22 protein-coding genes are annotated in these 17,458 nt (G+C 60.6%); 14 read left to right on the forward strand and 8 right to left on the reverse strand.

The genetic code is table 11. The features are described 5' to 3' along the window. Window positions 1–21: 21 nt before the first annotated feature. Window positions 22–912 carry a DMT family transporter gene (locus tag KW846_RS23345; RefSeq protein WP_116580199.1) on the reverse strand — a complete coding sequence of 297 codons (891 nt, stop codon included), beginning with the start codon at window positions 910–912 and terminating at the stop codon, window positions 22–24. A gap of 350 nt (window positions 913–1,262) precedes the next feature. Between KW846_RS23345 and KW846_RS23350 the strand changes: the two genes are divergently transcribed. From KW846_RS23350 to KW846_RS23360, 3 genes are all read left to right on the forward strand, one after another. Then, entirely contained in the window at window positions 1,263–1,844 is a 582-nt protein-coding gene (locus KW846_RS23350) for a DJ-1/PfpI family protein (protein WP_218485637.1), read from the forward strand. A gap of 14 nt (window positions 1,845–1,858) precedes the next feature. Continuing rightward, window positions 1,859–2,164, forward strand: coding sequence for a ribbon-helix-helix domain-containing protein (locus KW846_RS23355; RefSeq protein WP_095966236.1), 306 nt, complete (start codon window positions 1,859–1,861; stop codon window positions 2,162–2,164). A gap of 149 nt (window positions 2,165–2,313) precedes the next feature. Beyond that, window positions 2,314–2,658 carry a YegP family protein gene (locus KW846_RS23360; RefSeq protein WP_007976754.1) on the forward strand — a complete coding sequence of 115 codons (345 nt, stop codon included), beginning with the start codon at window positions 2,314–2,316 and terminating at the stop codon, window positions 2,656–2,658. A gap of 129 nt (window positions 2,659–2,787) precedes the next feature. Here the strand turns inward: KW846_RS23360 and KW846_RS23365 are convergent, their stop codons facing one another. Further along, a complete protein-coding gene (locus KW846_RS23365) occupies window positions 2,788–3,675 on the reverse strand; it encodes a dihydrodipicolinate synthase family protein (RefSeq protein WP_218485640.1) in 888 nt (295 codons plus the stop codon). A 29-nt stretch (window positions 3,676–3,704) separates the two neighbouring features. After that, window positions 3,705–4,487: an aldolase gene (locus KW846_RS23370; protein ID WP_218485642.1), complete on the reverse strand. Its 783-nt coding sequence runs from the start codon at window positions 4,485–4,487 to the stop codon at window positions 3,705–3,707. A gap of 158 nt (window positions 4,488–4,645) precedes the next feature. Here KW846_RS23370 and KW846_RS23375 point away from each other — a divergent pair, with 158 nt between their 5' ends. Next, window positions 4,646–5,188 carry a helix-turn-helix domain-containing protein gene (locus tag KW846_RS23375; RefSeq protein ID WP_116580204.1) on the forward strand — a complete coding sequence of 181 codons (543 nt, stop codon included), beginning with the start codon at window positions 4,646–4,648 and terminating at the stop codon, window positions 5,186–5,188. A gap of 109 nt (window positions 5,189–5,297) precedes the next feature. Here KW846_RS23375 and KW846_RS23380 read toward each other — a convergent pair whose 3' ends face one another. Beyond that, on the reverse strand, window positions 5,298–6,317 hold the full coding sequence (locus tag KW846_RS23380; RefSeq protein ID WP_218485644.1) for a DUF4917 family protein: 1,020 nt from the start codon (window positions 6,315–6,317) through the stop codon (window positions 5,298–5,300). 131 nt (window positions 6,318–6,448) lie between these two features. Here KW846_RS23380 and KW846_RS23385 point away from each other — a divergent pair, with 131 nt between their 5' ends. The 4 genes from KW846_RS23385 (at window position 6,449) to KW846_RS23400 (ending at window position 11,215) form a co-directional block, all read left to right on the forward strand. Next, a complete protein-coding gene (locus tag KW846_RS23385) occupies window positions 6,449–7,357 on the forward strand; it encodes a LysR family transcriptional regulator (protein WP_218485646.1) in 909 nt (302 codons plus the stop codon). 226 nt (window positions 7,358–7,583) lie between these two features. After that, a complete protein-coding gene (locus tag KW846_RS23390; RefSeq protein WP_218485648.1) occupies window positions 7,584–8,777 on the forward strand; it encodes a CaiB/BaiF CoA-transferase family protein in 1,194 nt (397 codons plus the stop codon). Then, the gene (locus KW846_RS23395) at window positions 8,774–9,700 is read left to right on the forward strand and encodes a hydroxymethylglutaryl-CoA lyase (RefSeq protein ID WP_218485650.1); all 927 of its coding nucleotides are present in this window, start codon (window positions 8,774–8,776) and stop codon (window positions 9,698–9,700) included. Before KW846_RS23390 ends, KW846_RS23395 begins: the two co-directional genes overlap by 4 nt. Window positions 9,701–9,883: 183 nt before the next feature. Continuing rightward, window positions 9,884–11,215: an MFS transporter gene (locus tag KW846_RS23400; RefSeq protein WP_116580209.1), complete on the forward strand. Its 1,332-nt coding sequence runs from the start codon at window positions 9,884–9,886 to the stop codon at window positions 11,213–11,215. A 78-nt stretch (window positions 11,216–11,293) separates the two neighbouring features. Here the strand turns inward: KW846_RS23400 and KW846_RS23405 are convergent, their stop codons facing one another. Further along, on the reverse strand, window positions 11,294–11,782 hold the full coding sequence (locus KW846_RS23405) for a DMT family transporter (RefSeq protein WP_218485652.1): 489 nt from the start codon (window positions 11,780–11,782) through the stop codon (window positions 11,294–11,296). Between the two features lie 77 nt (window positions 11,783–11,859). On the opposite strand from KW846_RS23405, the gene KW846_RS23410 reads away from it, so the two are divergent. After that, on the forward strand, window positions 11,860–12,795 hold the full coding sequence (locus KW846_RS23410; RefSeq protein WP_218485654.1) for a LysR family transcriptional regulator: 936 nt from the start codon (window positions 11,860–11,862) through the stop codon (window positions 12,793–12,795). Here the strand turns inward: KW846_RS23410 and KW846_RS23415 are convergent, their stop codons facing one another. Both KW846_RS23415 and KW846_RS23420 read right to left on the reverse strand, forming a co-directional pair. Next, window positions 12,796–13,080 carry a type II toxin-antitoxin system RelE/ParE family toxin gene (locus tag KW846_RS23415; protein WP_218485658.1) on the reverse strand — a complete coding sequence of 95 codons (285 nt, stop codon included), beginning with the start codon at window positions 13,078–13,080 and terminating at the stop codon, window positions 12,796–12,798. Further along, on the reverse strand, window positions 13,070–13,309 hold the full coding sequence (locus KW846_RS23420; protein WP_095966249.1) for a CopG family ribbon-helix-helix protein: 240 nt from the start codon (window positions 13,307–13,309) through the stop codon (window positions 13,070–13,072). Before KW846_RS23420 ends, KW846_RS23415 begins: the two co-directional genes overlap by 11 nt. Window positions 13,310–13,512: 203 nt before the next feature. Here KW846_RS23420 and fos point away from each other — a divergent pair, with 203 nt between their 5' ends. The 5 genes from fos to KW846_RS23445 all read left to right on the forward strand — a co-directional run bounded on the left by fos (window position 13,513) and on the right by KW846_RS23445 (window position 16,912). Next, on the forward strand, window positions 13,513–13,929 hold the full coding sequence (fos, locus tag KW846_RS23425; protein WP_218485659.1) for a fosfomycin resistance glutathione transferase: 417 nt from the start codon (window positions 13,513–13,515) through the stop codon (window positions 13,927–13,929). Between the two features lie 64 nt (window positions 13,930–13,993). Continuing rightward, complete coding sequence (locus tag KW846_RS23430; protein WP_218485661.1) at window positions 13,994–14,632, forward strand: LysE family translocator; 639 nt, start codon at window positions 13,994–13,996, stop codon at window positions 14,630–14,632. A gap of 79 nt (window positions 14,633–14,711) precedes the next feature. Beyond that, entirely contained in the window at window positions 14,712–16,058 is a 1,347-nt protein-coding gene (locus KW846_RS23435; RefSeq protein WP_218485663.1) for a GGDEF domain-containing protein, read from the forward strand. Window positions 16,059–16,176: 118 nt separating this feature from the next. Beyond that, the gene (locus tag KW846_RS23440; protein WP_007976786.1) at window positions 16,177–16,335 is read left to right on the forward strand and encodes a KGG domain-containing protein; all 159 of its coding nucleotides are present in this window, start codon (window positions 16,177–16,179) and stop codon (window positions 16,333–16,335) included. A gap of 73 nt (window positions 16,336–16,408) precedes the next feature. Beyond that, window positions 16,409–16,912, forward strand: a complete 504-nt coding sequence (locus tag KW846_RS23445; protein WP_218485665.1) for a DUF4142 domain-containing protein — start codon at window positions 16,409–16,411, stop codon at window positions 16,910–16,912. A gap of 3 nt (window positions 16,913–16,915) precedes the next feature. On the opposite strand, the gene KW846_RS23450 is transcribed toward KW846_RS23445, so the two are convergent. Further along, the gene (locus tag KW846_RS23450) at window positions 16,916–17,326 is read right to left on the reverse strand and encodes a low affinity iron permease family protein (RefSeq protein WP_007976791.1); all 411 of its coding nucleotides are present in this window, start codon (window positions 17,324–17,326) and stop codon (window positions 16,916–16,918) included. Window positions 17,327–17,458 lie beyond the last annotated feature (132 nt).

The following is a 17,458-nucleotide window of genomic DNA, read 5'->3' on the forward strand; positions in this document are numbered from 1 at the left end:
CTGCGATCCTTTGATCTTGCCTTATGTCGTGGCGACACGTGCCGGCATGACCGCTGTCTTGCGCCCCAGCATCACTGTCACGATCACCCCACCGGCAAACAGCCAGGTGATCGGCTCCACATGTTCACCGAAGAACAGTGCCGAGAAGGCGATGGTGAAGAAGATCTGCAGCAACTGAATCTGGCTGACCCGGGCAATGCCGCCCATGGCCAGGCCGGCGTACCAGGCGAAGAAGCCGATGAACTGCGAAAACAGCGAGACATAACCGAAGGCCCACCAGGTCCTGGCGGAAATCCCGCCCTGGTGTTGCAGTGCCAGATACACCACCGGGCCGATCAACAGCGGCGTCGACAGTACCAGCGCCCAGCAGATCACCTGCCAGCCGCCCATCTCCCTGGCCAGTCGGCCTCCCTCGGCGTAGCCCAGCCCGCCCACGGCAATGGCGCCAAGCATCAGCAGGTCACCGGCCTGAATGCTGCCGGCACCGCTGATCAGCGCATAACCGAGCACCAGCGCACTGCCCAATGCGGCGCAGGCCCAGAAGGCTTTCGAAGGCCGTTCATGGGACAGCCACGCGGCGTACAGCGCCACGCACAGTGGCTGTAAACCATTGACCAGCGCACCGTGGGACGCCGGCAAGGTTTGCATGGCCCAGGCCGACAACACCGGGAAACCGAGGATCACCCCGGCCATCACTAGCGTCAGGCCTTTAACCTGCTTCCAGGTCGGCCATTTTTCCCGGCGCCAGAGCAACAGCAATGCCGCCGGAACCGCCGCAAACAGCGCCCGGCCCAGGCCGTTGAGCAACGGGTGTAGTTCCTGCACGACGATCCGCGTGAAGGGCAGGGTGAGGCTGAAAATCACAACGCCGAGCAGGCCCAGGGCCATGCCGGTGTTTTCGCGCGAGGACATGATGGCAACCAGAATTGTGGGTGATGGGAGGTGCCTTCATCTAGCCATAAATCCCGGGTTTCGCGATGTTACAGCTAGGTGCAGAGTTATCCGTACAGTTGCGAGTAATGCGAGCAACGCGTAGGAGCTGCCGAAGGCTGCGATCTTTTGATCTTGCTTTTTAATTCGCGGCTAAACAGATCACTGAAGATCAAGATCAAGATCAAGATCAAGATCAAGATCAAAAGATCGCAGCCTTCGGCAGCTCCTACGGGGTTGTATGTGTTCGTAGTAGCCGGTTGTTACCCGCCTCCCCGGATAAGGACTACCTTGAATACTCCTGCACGCCCACTTCCAGAGGAGTCCTCCCCATGGCTGCGAAAAAAATTCTGATGCTGGTTGGTGATTACGTCGAAGACTATGAGGTGATGGTGCCGTTCCAGGCGCTGCTGATGGTCGGTCACACGGTGCACGCCGTTTGCCCGGACAAGTCTGCGGGCCAGACCGTGCGCACGGCGATCCATGACTTTGAAGGCGACCAGACCTACAGTGAAAAGCCCGGTCACCTGTTTGCCCTCAACTTCGATTTCGCCAAGGTCAACGCCGCCGATTATGACGCCGTGCTGATTCCGGGTGGCCGCGCGCCGGAGTATCTGCGCCTGAACGAAAAGGTCCTGGAGCTGGTGCGCGCATTCGACAAGGCCGGCAAGCCGATCGCCGCCGTGTGCCATGGCGCGCAGTTGCTGGCGGCAGCGGGTATTCTCGAAGGCCGCGAATGCAGCGCTTATCCGGCCTGCGCTCCGGAAGTGCGCCTGGCGGGCGGTACCTATATCGACATCCCGGTGACGGACGGCCATGTTCAGGGCAATCTGGCCACGGCGCCGGCCTGGCCTGCGCACCCGAACTGGCTGGCCGGTTTCCTGGAATTGCTGGGTACCAAAATCACGCTGTAACGAGGGACATGTCCATGTGCGAGCTGTACGTCAAAGCCGACCCGATTCTTTACGAATCGCGCTCCCGCTCGCTGCGCATCTGCGGGGTGGTCACCACCCTGCGGCTGGAGAATCAGTTCTGGGACATCCTGAGCGAAATCGCCGAGGTCGACGGCATGACCACCAATCAGTTGATCGCCAAGCTGTATGAAGAGGTGATGGACTATCGCGGTGAGGTGGTCAATTTCGCTTCGTTCCTGCGGGTGAGCTGTACGCGGTATCTGAGCCAGCGGCGGACGCAGTCTCCTGAGTTGTCGGTGGTGCGGGCAGTGGTGAAGTAGTCAAAACTGCGTCGACCTCTTCGCGGGCAAGCCCGCTCCCACAGAAAGGCACGCACCTCCTGTGGGAGCGAGCCTGTACAGGCGACAGAAGCCCGGGGCTGGTCTTTACTGTGAAGCGCGCAACCTCTCAATCGCCAAGGAGAAACAGCATGTCCGGATGGTATGAAGTGAGCAAAAGCAGCAATGGCCAGTTCAGGTTCGTCCTCAAGGCGGCCAACGCCGAGACCATTCTGACCAGCGAGCTGTACACCACCCACGCCGCCGCCGACAAAGGCATCGCCTCGGTCCAGGCCAACAGCCCGCTGGATGAGCGCTACGAGAAGAAAACCACCAAGGACGGCCACCCGTATTTCAACCTCAAGGCTGGTAACCACGAGATCATCGGCAGCAGCGAAACCTATTCCTCCGACGCCGCCATGGAGAAAGGTATCGCCAGCGTGAAGGCCAACGGCCCGACCAAGGTGGTCAAGGACAAGACCTTACCAGTGCTTTGAGATCAACACACATCCCCTGTGGGAGCGAGCCTGCTCGCGATGGGGCCGTCACATTCAACAGTGATGTTGACTGACAAACCGTCATCGCGAGCAGGCTCGCTCCCACAATGTTTTGTGTATGGCTGAGAATCAGCGCAGGGCTTCCAGCAACCCTTTCAGTTGAGTGCAACCCGCCTCACTCAACGGGAACACCGGCAACCGCGGATCCCCCACCTCCAGACCCGTCGCCCGCAAACCCGCCTTGATCGTCGCCGGTAAGCCACCCTTGAGAATGAAGTCCAGCAGCGGCAACTGGCGATAGAACAGCTCCCGGGCCTTGGCCAAATCATTGGCCAGCACCGCTTCATACAAATCCAGGTTGAGTTGCGGGATCAGGTTCGGCGCGGCGGTGCACCAGCCTTTCGCGCCAGCGGCAAAGGCCTCCAGGGCCAACGGATTGCAGCCGTTGTAGAACGGCACCTGGCCGTCGCCGAGACGTTGCAGTTGATGCATGCGCTGGATGTCGCCGGTGCTCTCCTTGACCATGGTTACGTTTTCCACGGCCTTGACGATGCGCAGGATCAGGTCCACCGACATGTCGGTGCCGCTGGTGGCCGGGTTGTTGTAGAGCATGATCGGCACGCCGATGCTGTCGCCGATGGCGCGGTAATGGGCAAGGATTTCCGCTTCACTGAGTTTCCAGTAGGACGCGGGCAGCACCATCACCACATCGGCGCCATGGGCTTCGGCGAAGCGCGCGCGACGCACCGCTTTGGCGGTGGTCAGGTCGGACACGCTGACGACGGTCGGCACGCGTTTGGCCACGTGCTTGATACTGAATTCGCTGACCTGATCCCACTCCGCGTCGCTCAGGTAGGCACCTTCACCGGTGCTGCCCAGCGGTGCGATGGCGTGCACGCCGCTCTCGATCAGGCGGTCGATGGAGCGTCCGAGGGCGTCCAGGTCAACGCCTTCGCCATGGGCGGTGAAAGGGGTGATGGTGTAGCCGATGATGCCGTGAATGTTTGCGGTGGACATGGTGTCTCTCCGTTCAAAAAGGTCTGGGGTCAGTTCAGGCAATCGGCGTGTTGGCGCAGGCTCTGCCGGGCGTAGTAGTTGAAAGCGGCGGCGTGACGTTTCGGCCGGGCGATCCAGTCATGGGCTTCGCGGCCCAGCGCGGGGATGATCGGCTTGATGGTCCCGGCGCTCATCGCCAACAGTTGCAGCTTCGCGGCACGTTCGATCAGCTGCGCGATGACACAGGCTTCCTCGATGGTGTTGCCGGTGGACAATTGGCCGTGGTGCGAAAGCAGGATCGCCCGTTTGTCGCCCAGTGCCCCGGCAATCAACTCGCCTTCCTCGTTGCCCACCGGCACACCCGGCCAGCCTTCGAGAAACGCGCAATCGTCATAGAGCGGGCAGAGGTCCATGTGGGAAATCTGCAACGGTACTTCCAGCATCGACAAGGCTGCAACGTGGGTCGGATGGGTGTGGATGATGCAGTTCACATCCGGGCGGGCGCGGTATACCCAGCTGTGAAAACGATTGGCCGGGTTGGGCATGCCGTGGCCTTCGAGCACCTCCAGGTCTTCGTTGACCAGCAGCAGGTTGCCCGCGGTGATTTCGTCGAAACCCAGGCCCAGTTGTTGAGTGTAGTAAGTGCCGGGCTGCGGGCCACGGGCGGTGATTTGCCCGGCAAGGCCGGAATCGTGACCGTGCTCGAACAGGATGCGGCAGGTCAGGGCCAGCTTTTGCCGGGCGGTCCACGTATTATCCGCCAGGGTATTTTGCATTTGGTTCAGCGCGTGCTTGACCAGTTGCTCTTTGGGCAGTGCTAATGTCTTGGCCATATCGGTGTCCTTTGGGTGATTCAATGGACGTCGGGTTTGCCGCTCACCGTTCCTCGCAAAGTCGTCGGTGAGCGCAAATGACACTAAAGAGCCTAAATGACACTTTGTGTCATTGGCAAGGACAAATCGTTGCCTCCTTGATGGATTAATTGCTCCACATGTCTATCCGTTTGAAATTACTAAGAAAAAAACTTGGCGTGACGTTGGAAGCGCTGGCCGAACAATCCGGCATGACCAAGAGTTACCTGTCGAAAGTCGAGCGCGGGTTGAACACGCCATCGATTGCGGCGGCGTTGAAACTGGCCAAGGCGCTGAACGTGAAGGTCGAGGAATTGTTCTCTGAAGACAACGCCAGCCTCGACAGCTACAGCCTGGTGCGCAGCCACGAACGGCAACCTTTGGGGGCGAGTGGCAACAATCCGGGTTACGCGGTGCTGGCCCATCAGGTCAGTGAACGCAGCCTGCTGCCGTTCATCATTTACCCGCCGGCGGAGTTCACCGACAAAACCTTCAAGGAGCACCTGGGCGAGGAGTTTCTGTTCGTCCACGAGGGGCGGGTGGAAGTGGACTTCATGAACGAGCGCGTGCTGCTCGATCGTGGCGATGCGCTGCACTTCAATGCGCAAAAACCGCACCGGATTCGTTCGGTGGGTGAGGTACAGGCGCAGTTGCTGGTGGTGGTGCATAGCACCGAGGAATGAGTTGACTGTAAAAGCTTCGCGAGCAAGCCCGCTCCCACATGGGATTTGTGAACGACACAGATCCCATGTGGGAGCGGGCTTGCTCGCGAAAGCGTCAGATCGGTCAGTACTAAACTTCGACTGGAACCGATAACTTCGGGCCACCCAACGCATGGCTCTTGGAATCAAAAAACCGCAATTCAACCCCCGTCCCCTCAAACACCTTCGCGTAATGCCGCTTCTGGTGCTGGATGAAGGCCTTGCTGCGCGGGTAAATCGAGATCGCCAGCACCTGCGGTTTCGCCAGGCGCAAGGCATGGATGATGTGGCTGTCCTGCTCCCCCAGCGCATGGCCGAAGATGCACAGCGCCTGGCCGTGACCGAGCAATTGCTCGTAGCAGAACGACAGATAGTCCGAACTGCGGATGGTCTTGAGCTTGTCCGCACTCGGCCCTTCGTTGACGAACAGCGGCACGTCGTCGAGGGTCTTGATCGTGTTGTTGATCGCGAAGTTGCCCAGCAACGTGCCCTCGGTCGACATCAGCTTGCGCGCCGTGCCGTCCTGGTTGCGCACCAGGTGCAGACCGCCGTGCAGGTACAGCAAGCGGGTTTTGTCGGTGGCCGTGTCGCTCAGGTCGAAAGCGGGTTCGGCCCCCTGGAACAGATCGGTGATCGCCTCGGGCTGGTGTTGCACCGCCCAGTAGTTGATCAGGTCGTAATTGGTGGTGAACACCGTGCGGTAGCGGGCCAGTTCCTGATTGATGGTCGCCAGCGTCGAAGGCACCACCAGCCGCCACGGGATATGCACCGCATGTACGGTGTTGATCAGCGCTTCCTTGATCGCGTAATAGCGATTGCGCGGGGCGGCGGAGCTGACGGCCAGGGCCTTGTTGACCCGGCTGGTGGTTTTCAACGCGCTCAGTACCTGCTCGAAACTGCGGGTCTGCATCGCGTCGAACACGCTCAGCTCGGACGGGGTCAGGGGTTTTTCTTCAACGGTGCGGGCATTTTCGAACAGCGACTCGTAGCCGAAATCGTCCCATACCGCGCGACTGGCACCGTTGCCCACCAGCAAGCCGCTGAACGAAGCGGTGCTGCGCAACGCGTTCCAGTCTTCAAGTTGGGCATCGACATCCTGGAAATCGGTCATTGCGGTCTTCGTCTCACGGCAAAAGGTCTTTGGGCGGCGACTTTATCACGACCGGCTGCCCGACCACGGCACGACGCGGGCGAAGAACGTTATGCTGCGACTTCGCCCGAGCCGACTTCGCCGAGTACCCGATGCTGCAAAAAAGCCTGATCCGCCGTCTCGATCTGATCACTCTGCAACTGTTTGTCGCCGTCCATGAAGAGGGCACGCTGACCCGTGCCGCGTCGCGCGAGGCGATTGCCGTCTCGGCGGCGAGCAAGCGCCTGATGGAGCTGGAGGAAGCGCTGGGCATCAGCCTGTTCGTGCGCCAGGCCAAGGGCATGTCCCTGACACCGGCGGGTGAAACCCTGCTGCACCATGCCCGGCAGATGCTGTTCAACGTCGAGAAAATGGGCCTCGAACTGGGCGAACACAGCCACGGTGTGCGCGGCTATGTGCGGATGCTCGCCAACCTGTCGGCGATCATTCAGTTTTTACCCGAGGACCTGCGGGATTTTTCCGAGCGTCACCCACAGGTCAAGACCGACCTCGAAGAACGCCCCAGCGCCGGGGTGATTCAGGGCGTGCTCGACGGGGTCGCCGACCTCGGCATCTGTTCCATCGACAGTGACATCAAGGGCCTGCACAGCGTGCTGTATCGCCAGGACAAACTGATGGTGTTGATGCCGCCGCACCATTCCTTGGCGAGCCGGTCGTGCGTGGCGTTCGCCGATACGCTGGGCAGCGATTACGTTGGGTTGCATGCCGCCAGTTCGATTAACATGCGTACCCATGCAGCGGCCCGCGAAGCCGGCAAGGTGTTGCGGGTGCGCATTCATGTGCCGGGGTTCGATGCCATGTGCCGCATGGTCCAGGCCAACATGGGGATCGGCATCCTTCCGCAGCGAGCCTATGAATTATTTGGCCGGGCGCTGGGGTTGCACGCGGTGCCGTTGACGGATGAATGGTCCGATCGGGCGTTGATTCTGGTGGTGCGCGATGAGGCGCTGCTGTCGCCGGTGAGCCGGATGTTGTTTGAGCATTTGCGTGGGATGAATTGATTCCCCGATGGAAGCCCCCCCCTGTAGGAGCTGCCGCAGGCTGCGATCTTTTGACTTTATTTTGTACAAGCAAGATCAAAAGATCGCAGCCTGCGGCAGCTCCTACGGGTGATGAGTCGTCATGCGTTCGCATTTCGCGAACGCCCGTTGCCAACTGAAGGTTGGATTCATCAGGCATCAGTCCTCTAGCCTTGGCTCATATTCCAAGAACAAGAGGTACCCCGCGATGACTGCCCCCCTGAGTGCAATCAAAGTGATCGAGATCGGCACGCTGATCGCTGCGCCATTTGCCGCGCGCATGCTGGCCGAATTCGGCGCCGAGGTGATCAAGATCGAAGCCATGGGGCAGGGCGATCCCCTGCGCAAATGGCGCAAGCTGCATGAAGGCACCTCGCTGTGGTGGTACCTGCAATCGCGCAACAAGAAATCCCTGGCGCTGAACCTCAAATCCCCCGAAGGCATCGAACTGGTCAAGCAACTGGCGACCAGCGCCGATGTGCTGATCGAAAACCTGCGCCCCGGCGCCCTGGAGAAACTCGGCTTGGGCTGGGACGTGTTGCACGCCCTCAACCCCAACCTGACCCTGGTGCGGATTTCCGGTTACGGCCAGACCGGCCCGTACCGCGACCGTCCGGGTTTCGGTGCCATAGGCGAGGCCATGGGCGGGATTCGCTACACCACCGGCACCCCCGGTTCGCCGCCGGCGCGGGTCGGCGTGAGCCTCGGCGATTCCCTGGCTTCGCTGCATGCGGTGATCGGTGCGCTGATGTCATTGCTGCGGGTCAAGACCGGGCAGGGCAGCGGGCAGATCGTCGATGTGTCCCTGGCCGAAAGTGTGTTCAACGTCATGGAAAGCCTGGTGCCGGAATACGACATGCTCGGCCATGTGCGTGAACGCAGCGGCGGCGCCTTGCCGGGGATCGCACCATCCAACACCTATTTGACCGCCGACGGCGCCTATGTAGTGATTGCCGGCAACAGCGATCCGATCTACAAGCGCCTGATGCACACCATCGGCCGCGCGGATCTGGCCGAGGCGCCGGAATTCGCCCACAACGACGGGCGTGCCGCCAAAAGCAACCAGCTCGACGCCGCCATCACCCACTGGACCAGCAGCCTGCCCATCGACGAGGTGCTGGCCGCGCTGGAAGCCGCCGAAGTCCCGGCCGGACGCATCTACTCGGTGGCCGACATCGTCGCCGATCCGCACTATCAGGCGCGGGACATGCTGCTCAATGCCGAACTTCCCGGTGGCGCCACGGTGAAAATGCCGGGCATCGTACCGAAACTCTCCGAGACACCCGGCGGCGTGAACTGGTCCGGCCCCGGGCTGGGCCAGCACACCGACGGCATCCTCGCGCAACTGGGCCTCACCGCGATGGACATCGAACGCCTGAAAGTCGAAGGAGTGGTGCAATGATCACCGATTATTCCGACAGCCTGATCGTGCAGGAAGTGTCCCCGCGCGACGGTCTGCAAATCGAGCCGACCTGGGTTGAAACCCACGACAAGATTGCCCTGATCGATCAATTGTCGCTGGCCGGGTTCAGCCGCATCGAAGCCGGTTCGTTCGTGTCGCCCAAGGCCATTCCTGCGCTGCGCGATGGCGAGCTGGTGTTCAAGGGCATTGCCCGGCAGCCGGGGGTGATCTACGTCGCCTTGATCCCCAACCTCAAGGGTGCGCAACGGGCGCTGGCGTGCAGTGCCGATGAGCTGAACCTGGTGATGTCCGCCAGCCAGACCCACAACCTGGCGAACATGCGCATACGTTGTGAGGATTCATTGGCAGCGTTCGGCGAGATCGTGCGGTTTGTTGGCGAAAGCCCGGTGCGTCTCAATGGCAGCATCGCCACCACCTTCGGCTGCCCGTTCGAGGGCAAGATCGATGAGGACCGCGTCCTGCAAATCGTCGAGGCCTATCAGGAACTCGGCATTCAGGGCATCACCTTGGCCGACACCACGGGCATGGCCAATCCGCGCCAGGTCGAGCGACTGGTGCGTCGGGTGCTGCAGCGGGTGGCGCCGGCGGATTTGACCCTGCATTTCCACAACACCCGTGGCCTCGGCCTGTGCAACGTGCTGGCTGCCTATGAGGCTGGTGCCCGACGTTTCGACGCTGCATTGGGTGGTCTCGGTGGCTGCCCGTTTGCACCGGGAGCGTCGGGCAACATCTGTACAGAAGACCTGGTGAACCTGTGCGATGAAGTCGGCATTCACACCGGCATCGATTTGCCGCTGCTGCTGAAACTGTCCCGAGGACTGCCGGCGTTGCTCGGCCACGAAGTACCGGGGCAACTGGCCAAGGCCGGGCGCAATTGTGACCTGCACCCCGTGCCTTCCTGACCCCACCCCTAACCCTGTGGGAGCGAGCCTGCTCGCGATGACTGAGTCATATCCAACAAGGATGTCGACTGATGCACCGCTTTCGCGAGCAGGCTCGCTCCCACAGTAAAAACATCGCACCTGTTTCCAACCAGACAACAAAAACAATCGGACACCCACGGGAAGTCCGCCTGGAGAACCGCAATGAGCCTGAATGCACTGGAGGCGAGCGCGAGCCCGTCCGTTAGCCACGACACCGAAAAAGCCCTGGTCAGCAAAGTCGCCTGGCGCCTGATGCCGCTGATCATGGTCTGCTACCTGTTCGCTTTTTTCGATCGCATCAACATCAGCTTCGCCAAGTTTCAGCTGCAGGCCGACCTGAGCCTGAGCGACACCGCGTACGGTCTGGGTGCCGGGTTGTTCGTGGTCGGTTATGTGATTTTCGAAGTGCCGAGCAACATGATGTTGTACAAGGTCGGCGCCCGGCGCTGGATCGCCCGGATCATGATGTCCTGGGGCCTGGCCACGGCGGCCATGGTGTTCGTCAACAGCGAATGGCAGTTCTACGTGCTGCGCTTCGTGATCGGCGCGATGGAAGCGGGTTTTGCCCCGGGCGTACTGTATTACCTGACCCTGTGGTTCCCGCAGCACTATCGTGGACGCATCACCTCGATGCTGTTCCTGTCGTCGGCGTTTGCCGGCCTTGTGGGCGCGCCGTTCTCGGGCCTGGTGCTGCAACACCTCGACGGCTTTCTGGATATGCGCGGCTGGCACTGGCTGTTCCTGCTCGGTGGCGTGCCGTGCATCGGCCTCGGTTTGCTGGTGCTGACCCTGCTCAAGGACCGCATCGAAGACGCCCATTGGCTGACGCCTTCGGAGAAGACCTTGCTGGCTAGCCGCATCGCCCAGCATGAACCGCACAAGAGCGGTGGCTCGTTGCTCGCCGCACTGCGGATTCCGGGGTTCCTGACACTGGGGCTGATCTACTTCCTGATCCAGGTGGCGTCTTACGGGTTGAATTTCTGGGCACCGCAACTGATCCGCAGCGCCGGTACCGAAAGTCCGGTGATGATCGGCCTGCTGACCGCCATCCCGTACATCTGCGGCGCCATCAGCATGGTGGTGATCGGACGCCTGTCCGATGCTTCCGGCGAGCGGCGCAAGTATGTTGCCGGTCTGGTGGGCGTCGGTGCGGTCGGGTTCTTCTGTGCAGGGATCTTCGCCAGCCACACGACCTTCCTGATCGTTGCGCTGGGCCTGCTAGGTGCCGGGATCATCGCCTCCATCCCGAGCTTCTGGACCCTGCCGCCGAAACTGCTGGCCGGTGCCGGCGCGGGCGCGGCGGGCGGGATCGCGGTGATCAACACCCTGGGCCAGTTCGGTGGCATCGTCAGCCCGGTGATGGTCGGCCGGATCAAGGACCTGACCGGCAGCACCACGCCGGCGCTGTATGTCATTGGTGTCTGTGCACTGATCGCGGTGGCGCTGTTGCTGTGGGGGTTGCCGCAGAAGTTGCGCACACTCGACAAGTTTTAAAAGATCGCAGCCTTCGGCAGCACCGGCCCGGACCACGCATCCCCGCAGGAGCTGCCGGAGGCTGCGATCTTTTGATCTTCAAGACGTCGCTGTCATCGCTTTTTGCACAGTGTCACTGAACTGAATCAACACCACCCCGCCCATCAACAGCACCACCCCAAACACCTTGGGCAAGGTGACCTGCCGCTCCATCAGGCCAAACCAGCCGAAGTGATCCAGCAACAACGACGCCACCACTTGCCCCGCCAGCGCCAATGCCATGAACCCCGCGGCACCGAGCCTGGGCAGCAGCACCAATGCCAGGGAAATGAAGCACACCCCAAAAGCGCCACCCGCCCACATCCACAACGGCGCCTTGCCGATAAAGGCCAGTGATGGCAACGGCAAGCGCATTGCAACGATGATCGGCAACAGCACGATAACGCTCACCAGCAACGAGGCGAGCGTCGCCCACAACGGATGGCCCAACCCGCGCCCCAGGTTGACGTTGATCGCGCTCTGAAACGGCACCACCGCCCCGGCAATCATTGCCAGCACCACCAGAGCGGCCCAATGCAACGTAGTCATGATCGTTCTCCAACAGGTTTTGCTGGACTCTAGGGTATTCGTCGCGCAGATTTAAATTCCGTTTTGTTATCCAGAACATGCAGCAAATGAATGATCTTCGACGCATCGACCTCAACCTGCTGGTGATCCTCGACGCCTTGCTCACTGAGCAACACGTAACCCGCGCTGCCGAGCGACTGCACTTGAGCCAGCCTGCGGTGAGCCATGCGCTGGCGAGATTGCGCGACCTGCTTGGCGATCCGCTGCTGGTGCGCGCCGGAGCCGGCCTTGTACCGACGCCGCGAGCATTGGAACTGGTGGCACCGCTGGCCGAAGCCCTGGCCCAGGTGCAAGCGCTGCTGGCGCCGAACGCCTTTGATCCGGCTACCGCCAGGCGCACCTTCCGCCTGGCGATGTCCGACTATGGCGCCGCCATTGTCCTGCCGGGACTGATCCGGACCTTGCGCCGCGATGCGCCGGGCATCGACCTGCAAATCAGCCATGGCAGCCGCGAAAGCATGCTCGACGGTGTGCTCAACGGTGATATTGACGTCGCCATTGGTGTGTTCCCGGAAATGCCCAACGAATTGCGCAGCACACCGCTGTTCGAAGAGCACTACGCCTGCCTGGTGGACCGCAAAAGCCTGCCCGCCAACGGTGTGCTCGACCTGCCCACCTACCTGGCTAGACCCCATGTGCTGCTGGAAATGCGCGGCAGCGGCACCCCGGAAATCGAGCGCGCGTTGACCGCAATGCGTGAACGTCGTCGTGTGGCTGTCAGCCTGCCGCACTGGAGCGTGGCCCCGGAATGCATCAGCGGTACTGATCTTATTCTGACGGTGGCCTCGCGTGGTCTGCGCGATATTGATGAACAGTCGTTGATCGTCGTGCTGCCACCCTTTGATATTCCGTCGTTCACCTTTGTGTTGGCGTGGCATAAACGGCGGGGCGCAGACCAAGCGTTGAACTGGCTGAATGAGCGGATTGGTGCAGGTGCAGACGGGGTTTGTTTTCGGGGGGATGATTCGCTGTAATCACCAATGGATGGGGGGAAGGCGTCGAGTGTGGAAGACCCTGAGCACTTGCAGACGACCTTGGCGAACTCGATACGGAATCAGATAGGGGCGGTCGGGCAAAATCCATTCACGAGTACCGGGCAATCGACCTTCCCGGCCTGCTGCCGGAAAGCGCGCAAGGTGATCGACGCTGGCGAGAATGGCTTGTACGAAATCTGCTGCTGCCTTTGGATTCTCTATCGCAATGTACGCGGCTTCTTCATCAAGGTTCTTGAGTGCAGTACGCAGCCACTCAACGCGCATTGCTTACCCACTTATCAGCAATCGCACTGACCTCGTCTGACGAGGCGAAGTCACCGGCATCGGCTTCTTTCAGTGCTTTCTGGATTTCTTCGATTTGCCATGCTTCCCTCGCGAGATACTCGCGCAAGGCATCGACTGCGAGGAACGACTTGCTGCGACCAGTGGCCTTGGAAAGACTGGCGAGGGTATCGGCGATTTCGTCTGGCAGGCGCAAGGACATGGTGGACATGACGGTCTCGATGTAGTGGTTTGTAATACAACATACTACAGTGTCATGCAGGGGGAGGCCGCCCCCGTTCGTCTGTCGTAACAAATGGTCTTGCGGTAGTGGTGAATCCTTCCATCTACCGTTTGCAGATTCAGACGTTTTCATTGCCAATCTCATAGGTGAACTCTTCGTCGCACCTGAAAACCTCAAAGGTCTTTAACCCCATGCTCACAGGCCTCAACCACCTGACCTTCGCCGTCACCGACCTGAACCGCAGCGTGGCGTTCTACCGGAACCTCCTGCAACTGCACCTCGAAGCCACCTGGGATACCGGCGCCTACCTGTCGCTGCCGGGGTTGTGGTTGTGCCTCTCCCTCGACCCGCAACGCGATCCCGAGCCCGCCGCCGACTACACCCATTACGCTTTCAGCCTCGATGCGGCGGATTTTCCGCGTTTCGTCGAGCGCCTGCGATCCGCCGGGGTGCAGGAGTGGCGCGACAATCGCAGCGAGGGCGCATCGTTCTACTTCCTCGACCCGGATGGCCACAAGCTGGAAGCCCATGTGGGTGATCTGGCATCGCGCCTGATGGCCTGCCGGCAGCGGCCGTATGCGGGGATGAAGTTCTTCGACGATCTGTAAGTCGATGTTGCGGGACCTGATATAGACTGGCCACCATTCACCCAGCAGTACAAAAGGACTCCCCATGACCCCATCGCTACTAATGGCCGTGCTTGCCTCGGGATTTATCTACGGCATCACCCCGGGACCGGGCGTGCTGGCGGTGTTCGGCATTGGCGCGGCCCATGGGCGACGCGCCGGGGCGGGGTTTCTGTGCGGGCATTTGCTCGGCGATGTGGTGTGGTGCAGCACGGCGTTGATCGCGATTGTCGGTGCGCGGGAGATCGGCAGTACCGCGTTCGACGTGCTGGGTGTGCTCAGCGGCCTGTACCTGTTCTGGCTCGGTTGGCGTGCGGTGCGCGCCCGGCGCAGCAATGGCGATACGCCACAGGGGCCGGCGCGGCAGCCGTTCTGGCATGGCATTCTGTTCGGCCTGACCAATCCCAAGGCTTATCCGGTGGCGGTGGCGACATTCACGGCGCTGTTGTCGAGCCGCGCGGAACTGCTCAACTGGTCAATGCTGCCAGCACTGATCAGCCTGAGCTTTGTCGGTGGATTGCTTGCCTACGCTATTCTCATCGGCATCGTTGGGGCGCGGCGGGTGCGCACTTTGTATCAACGTCATGAACTGGCGATCACCCGGTTGTGCGGGGTAATGTTCATCGGCTTTGCCATCAACGCGCTGGTCCATGCGTTGCCGGGGCTGATGCCGAACAAGGCTTGAATGTGATCACAAGGAAGCAAGGCCGACCGGGCAGGGATGATTGATGAGCGCTGCATTATCGGGACACCCACGCTGAACCATGGAAAACCGGAACTCCGCGCCATTGGCGAGCTATATCGATCTGTTGCTGGACGCCGTTTGTGCGGTGGACAAGCAAGGCCGCTTCGTCTTTGTCAGTGCGGCGTGCGAGCGCATTTTCGGCTACAGCGCCGATGAAATGATCGGTCAGCTGATGATCGACATGGTGCACCCCGCAGATCGCTTGCGCACACTCGATGCCGCCCGGGAAATCATGGGCGGCGAGCCCAAGCTCAACTTCGAAAACCGCTACCTGCGCAAGGATGGCCAGGTGGTGCACATCCTCTGGTCGGCTCGTTGGTCCGAGGTCGACCAGTTGCGCATTGCCGTGGCGCGCGACATCACCGAGCGCAAGCAGGCCGAATCCCGGCAGGCCGCGTTGTATGCGATATCCGAAGCGGCCCACGCGGCGGAGGATCTGCTGGCGTTGTTCAGGCGCATCCACATGATCATCGGCGAGTGGCTGCCGGCGCTGAATTTTTCCGTGGCGCTGTACGACGAGCACTGTGCGCAGCTGAATTTCCCTTATCACGTCGATGACCAGGAGCCACAACCCGAACTGCCCGGGACCATGACCGGGCGGGTGTGCACCGAAGTGATCCGCACGGGGCAGCCGATCCTGTTGACCCCGGACCTGTGCACGCCGCCTGCCGGCTTCGAAGCGCTGATGACCGGGCAGAACGCACCCTGCTGGCTGGGTGTGCCGCTGAACTCGCAGAACGGCACCATCGGCGCGTTGATCGTCAAAAGTGTTCCGGGTGGCGAGCGCTACACCGAGCAAGACAAGGAATTGCTGCAGTACGTCTGCGCCCAGGTCGCGACGGCCATCGAGCGCAAGCAGCTGCATGCCCGCCTGCAACACATGGCCCAGTACGACCAACTGACCCAGTTACCCAACCGTGAGCTGTTGCGCGACCGCCTCAAGGCGTCATTGCAATTGGCCCGCATGGACGGCGGGCGCATGGCCCTGCTGTACGTCGATCTCGATCGCTTCAAGCAAGTCAATGACAGCCATGGCCATGCGGTCGGCGACATGCTGCTGCAAGCGGTGGCCAACCGGCTCAAGGGCTGCGTGCGGGAAACCGACACCGTGGCCCGCATTGGCGGCGATGAATTCGTGGTGTTGCTGCACCGCATCCATGCTGCAGACGATACCGACATCGTGGTCGGAAAAATCCGTCAAGTCCTGGCCCGACCCCTGCGTCTGGACGGGCACAACCTGAGCATCCATCCCAGCATCGGCGTCGCCCGATACCCGGATCACGGCACCGAGGAGAAGCAGTTATTCCGGCATGCCGACGAGGCGATGTACTGCGCCAAACGTGAGCATCACCTGGGAATGGCCTGATAGTCCGTACACCGTTCGTCGTACTGTCCACGCATTTTTCTAAACCTTTTGGCATGCGCAAATTCAGATTCTATGCGGGCGCCAGCTCGCCGCGACTACCACCAAGAGGAAGAGAATCATGCCTAATTCAAGAAACTCGAACTCGGGAAACTTCGCCAACGATCGAACGAAGGCGTCTGAAGCCGGTCGCAAGGGTGGGAAAACCACCACCACGACTGTCGATAAAGAACCTGCGAAACCCGATATGGGCCGCAAACCCGGACAGAAATCCAAGTAATGGATGCAGGTGGTTTTGATTGAGAAGCGGGGGCGCAAGCTCCCGTTTGAATTTGAAAAAGGAGGGCGCGACCATGAAACGGATGGCCACCCGATTATGTAATGCCAGTATTGCCACGTTACTGGGCCTGTTTGCCAGCAACGTCTTCGCCCAATCCCCTGCCGAATTCATCGACGATGCGTCGGCCCAAGGCATGGCCGATATCGAGGCCAGTCGCCTGGCACACCAGAAGTCCGAGTCCAAAGAGGTCAAGGACTACACCATCGTCGTCATCAACGACCGGACCACGGCGAACCAGCACCTGGCGAAAATCGCCAGACAACTGGATTTGCCGGTAGCGCCGCGGGAAGAAATTGTCGAAAAGGCCAAAGCCCTGATGCCGCAAGTCATGGAGGGAGCGACCTTCGATGAGGCCTATACGGCCAGCCAGGTGAAGACCACACAGCAAGCCATCGAACGGTTGCAGCAGGAGGCGCAGACCACCGACGTGCCGCAAATCAAGGCGTTCGCCGAAGAAACCCTGCCCAAATTGCAAAATCATCTGCAAATGGCCAAGGCTCTGCAAGCCAGAAGCTGATCATCAGCAGTTCTTCAGGTTTTGCTGACCTTTTTCCTGGACGACGGTGCCGTCCAGGTCAATGGTCAGGCCTTCGCCAAGGCTGCGGTAGTGCTTTCTCAGCTTTTCCAGCTCCTTGAGGTCCAGCGCTTCAAGCCCGAGCATCGCGTTCTGCGCCTCTTTCGTCACCCGAAGCAACTCATCGACCTTCAAATGCAAAATGTCCGTGTCACGGTTCTGTGTGTTCTGGATCAGGAACACCATCAGGAACGTGATGATGGTGGTCGAGGTATTGATGATCAGCTGCCACGTATCGTTGAAATGAAAAATCGGCCCGCTCAGCCCCCACAGAAAAATCAGAGTGATCGCCCCCAGAAACGTCTTGGGGCTACCGGCCCAGAGGGCGAGTTTCTGCGCGATTTTTGCGAACTTCATGACCGTGTTCCTTATAGGGAGGACGCCTGAATTTGTGACAGCGACGGTGGGATGAAAATTCGACGTGATTGAAAAGGTGGTTTTCTGAAACCTTTGGCAGCGCTTGCCGCGGTATCGTAGCGACCCGAGGAC

Origin of the sequence: Pseudomonas sp. PDM32 (assembly GCF_019219225.1) — a bacterium.
In the GTDB taxonomy this organism is placed as follows: domain Bacteria; phylum Pseudomonadota; class Gammaproteobacteria; order Pseudomonadales; family Pseudomonadaceae; genus Aquipseudomonas; species Aquipseudomonas laurylsulfatiphila.

What these genes read in the sequence shown, in the direction of transcription:
- KW846_RS23345 (WP_116580199.1), bottom strand. Translation starts at nt 912, where the DNA reads ATGTCCTCGCGCGAAAACACCGGCATGGCCCTGGGCCTGCTCGGCGTT.
- KW846_RS23350 (WP_218485637.1), top strand. Translation starts at nt 1,263, where the DNA reads ATGGCTGCGAAAAAAATTCTGATGCTGGTTGGTGATTACGTCGAAGAC.
- KW846_RS23355 (WP_095966236.1), top strand. Translation starts at nt 1,859, where the DNA reads ATGTGCGAGCTGTACGTCAAAGCCGACCCGATTCTTTACGAATCGCGC.
- KW846_RS23360 (WP_007976754.1), top strand. Translation starts at nt 2,314, where the DNA reads ATGTCCGGATGGTATGAAGTGAGCAAAAGCAGCAATGGCCAGTTCAGG.
- KW846_RS23365 (WP_218485640.1), bottom strand. Translation starts at nt 3,675, where the DNA reads ATGTCCACCGCAAACATTCACGGCATCATCGGCTACACCATCACCCCT.
- KW846_RS23370 (WP_218485642.1), bottom strand. Translation starts at nt 4,487, where the DNA reads ATGGCCAAGACATTAGCACTGCCCAAAGAGCAACTGGTCAAGCACGCG.
- KW846_RS23375 (WP_116580204.1), top strand. Translation starts at nt 4,646, where the DNA reads ATGTCTATCCGTTTGAAATTACTAAGAAAAAAACTTGGCGTGACGTTG.
- KW846_RS23380 (WP_218485644.1), bottom strand. Translation starts at nt 6,317, where the DNA reads ATGACCGATTTCCAGGATGTCGATGCCCAACTTGAAGACTGGAACGCG.
- KW846_RS23385 (WP_218485646.1), top strand. Translation starts at nt 6,449, where the DNA reads ATGCTGCAAAAAAGCCTGATCCGCCGTCTCGATCTGATCACTCTGCAA.
- KW846_RS23390 (WP_218485648.1), top strand. Translation starts at nt 7,584, where the DNA reads ATGACTGCCCCCCTGAGTGCAATCAAAGTGATCGAGATCGGCACGCTG.
- KW846_RS23395 (WP_218485650.1), top strand. Translation starts at nt 8,774, where the DNA reads ATGATCACCGATTATTCCGACAGCCTGATCGTGCAGGAAGTGTCCCCG.
- KW846_RS23400 (WP_116580209.1), top strand. Translation starts at nt 9,884, where the DNA reads ATGAGCCTGAATGCACTGGAGGCGAGCGCGAGCCCGTCCGTTAGCCAC.
- KW846_RS23405 (WP_218485652.1), bottom strand. Translation starts at nt 11,782, where the DNA reads ATGACTACGTTGCATTGGGCCGCTCTGGTGGTGCTGGCAATGATTGCC.
- KW846_RS23410 (WP_218485654.1), top strand. Translation starts at nt 11,860, where the DNA reads ATGCAGCAAATGAATGATCTTCGACGCATCGACCTCAACCTGCTGGTG.
- KW846_RS23415 (WP_218485658.1), bottom strand. Translation starts at nt 13,080, where the DNA reads ATGCGCGTTGAGTGGCTGCGTACTGCACTCAAGAACCTTGATGAAGAA.
- KW846_RS23420 (WP_095966249.1), bottom strand. Translation starts at nt 13,309, where the DNA reads ATGTCCACCATGTCCTTGCGCCTGCCAGACGAAATCGCCGATACCCTC.
- fos (WP_218485659.1), top strand. Translation starts at nt 13,513, where the DNA reads ATGCTCACAGGCCTCAACCACCTGACCTTCGCCGTCACCGACCTGAAC.
- KW846_RS23430 (WP_218485661.1), top strand. Translation starts at nt 13,994, where the DNA reads ATGACCCCATCGCTACTAATGGCCGTGCTTGCCTCGGGATTTATCTAC.
- KW846_RS23435 (WP_218485663.1), top strand. Translation starts at nt 14,712, where the DNA reads ATGGAAAACCGGAACTCCGCGCCATTGGCGAGCTATATCGATCTGTTG.
- KW846_RS23440 (WP_007976786.1), top strand. Translation starts at nt 16,177, where the DNA reads ATGCCTAATTCAAGAAACTCGAACTCGGGAAACTTCGCCAACGATCGA.
- KW846_RS23445 (WP_218485665.1), top strand. Translation starts at nt 16,409, where the DNA reads ATGAAACGGATGGCCACCCGATTATGTAATGCCAGTATTGCCACGTTA.
- KW846_RS23450 (WP_007976791.1), bottom strand. Translation starts at nt 17,326, where the DNA reads ATGAAGTTCGCAAAAATCGCGCAGAAACTCGCCCTCTGGGCCGGTAGC.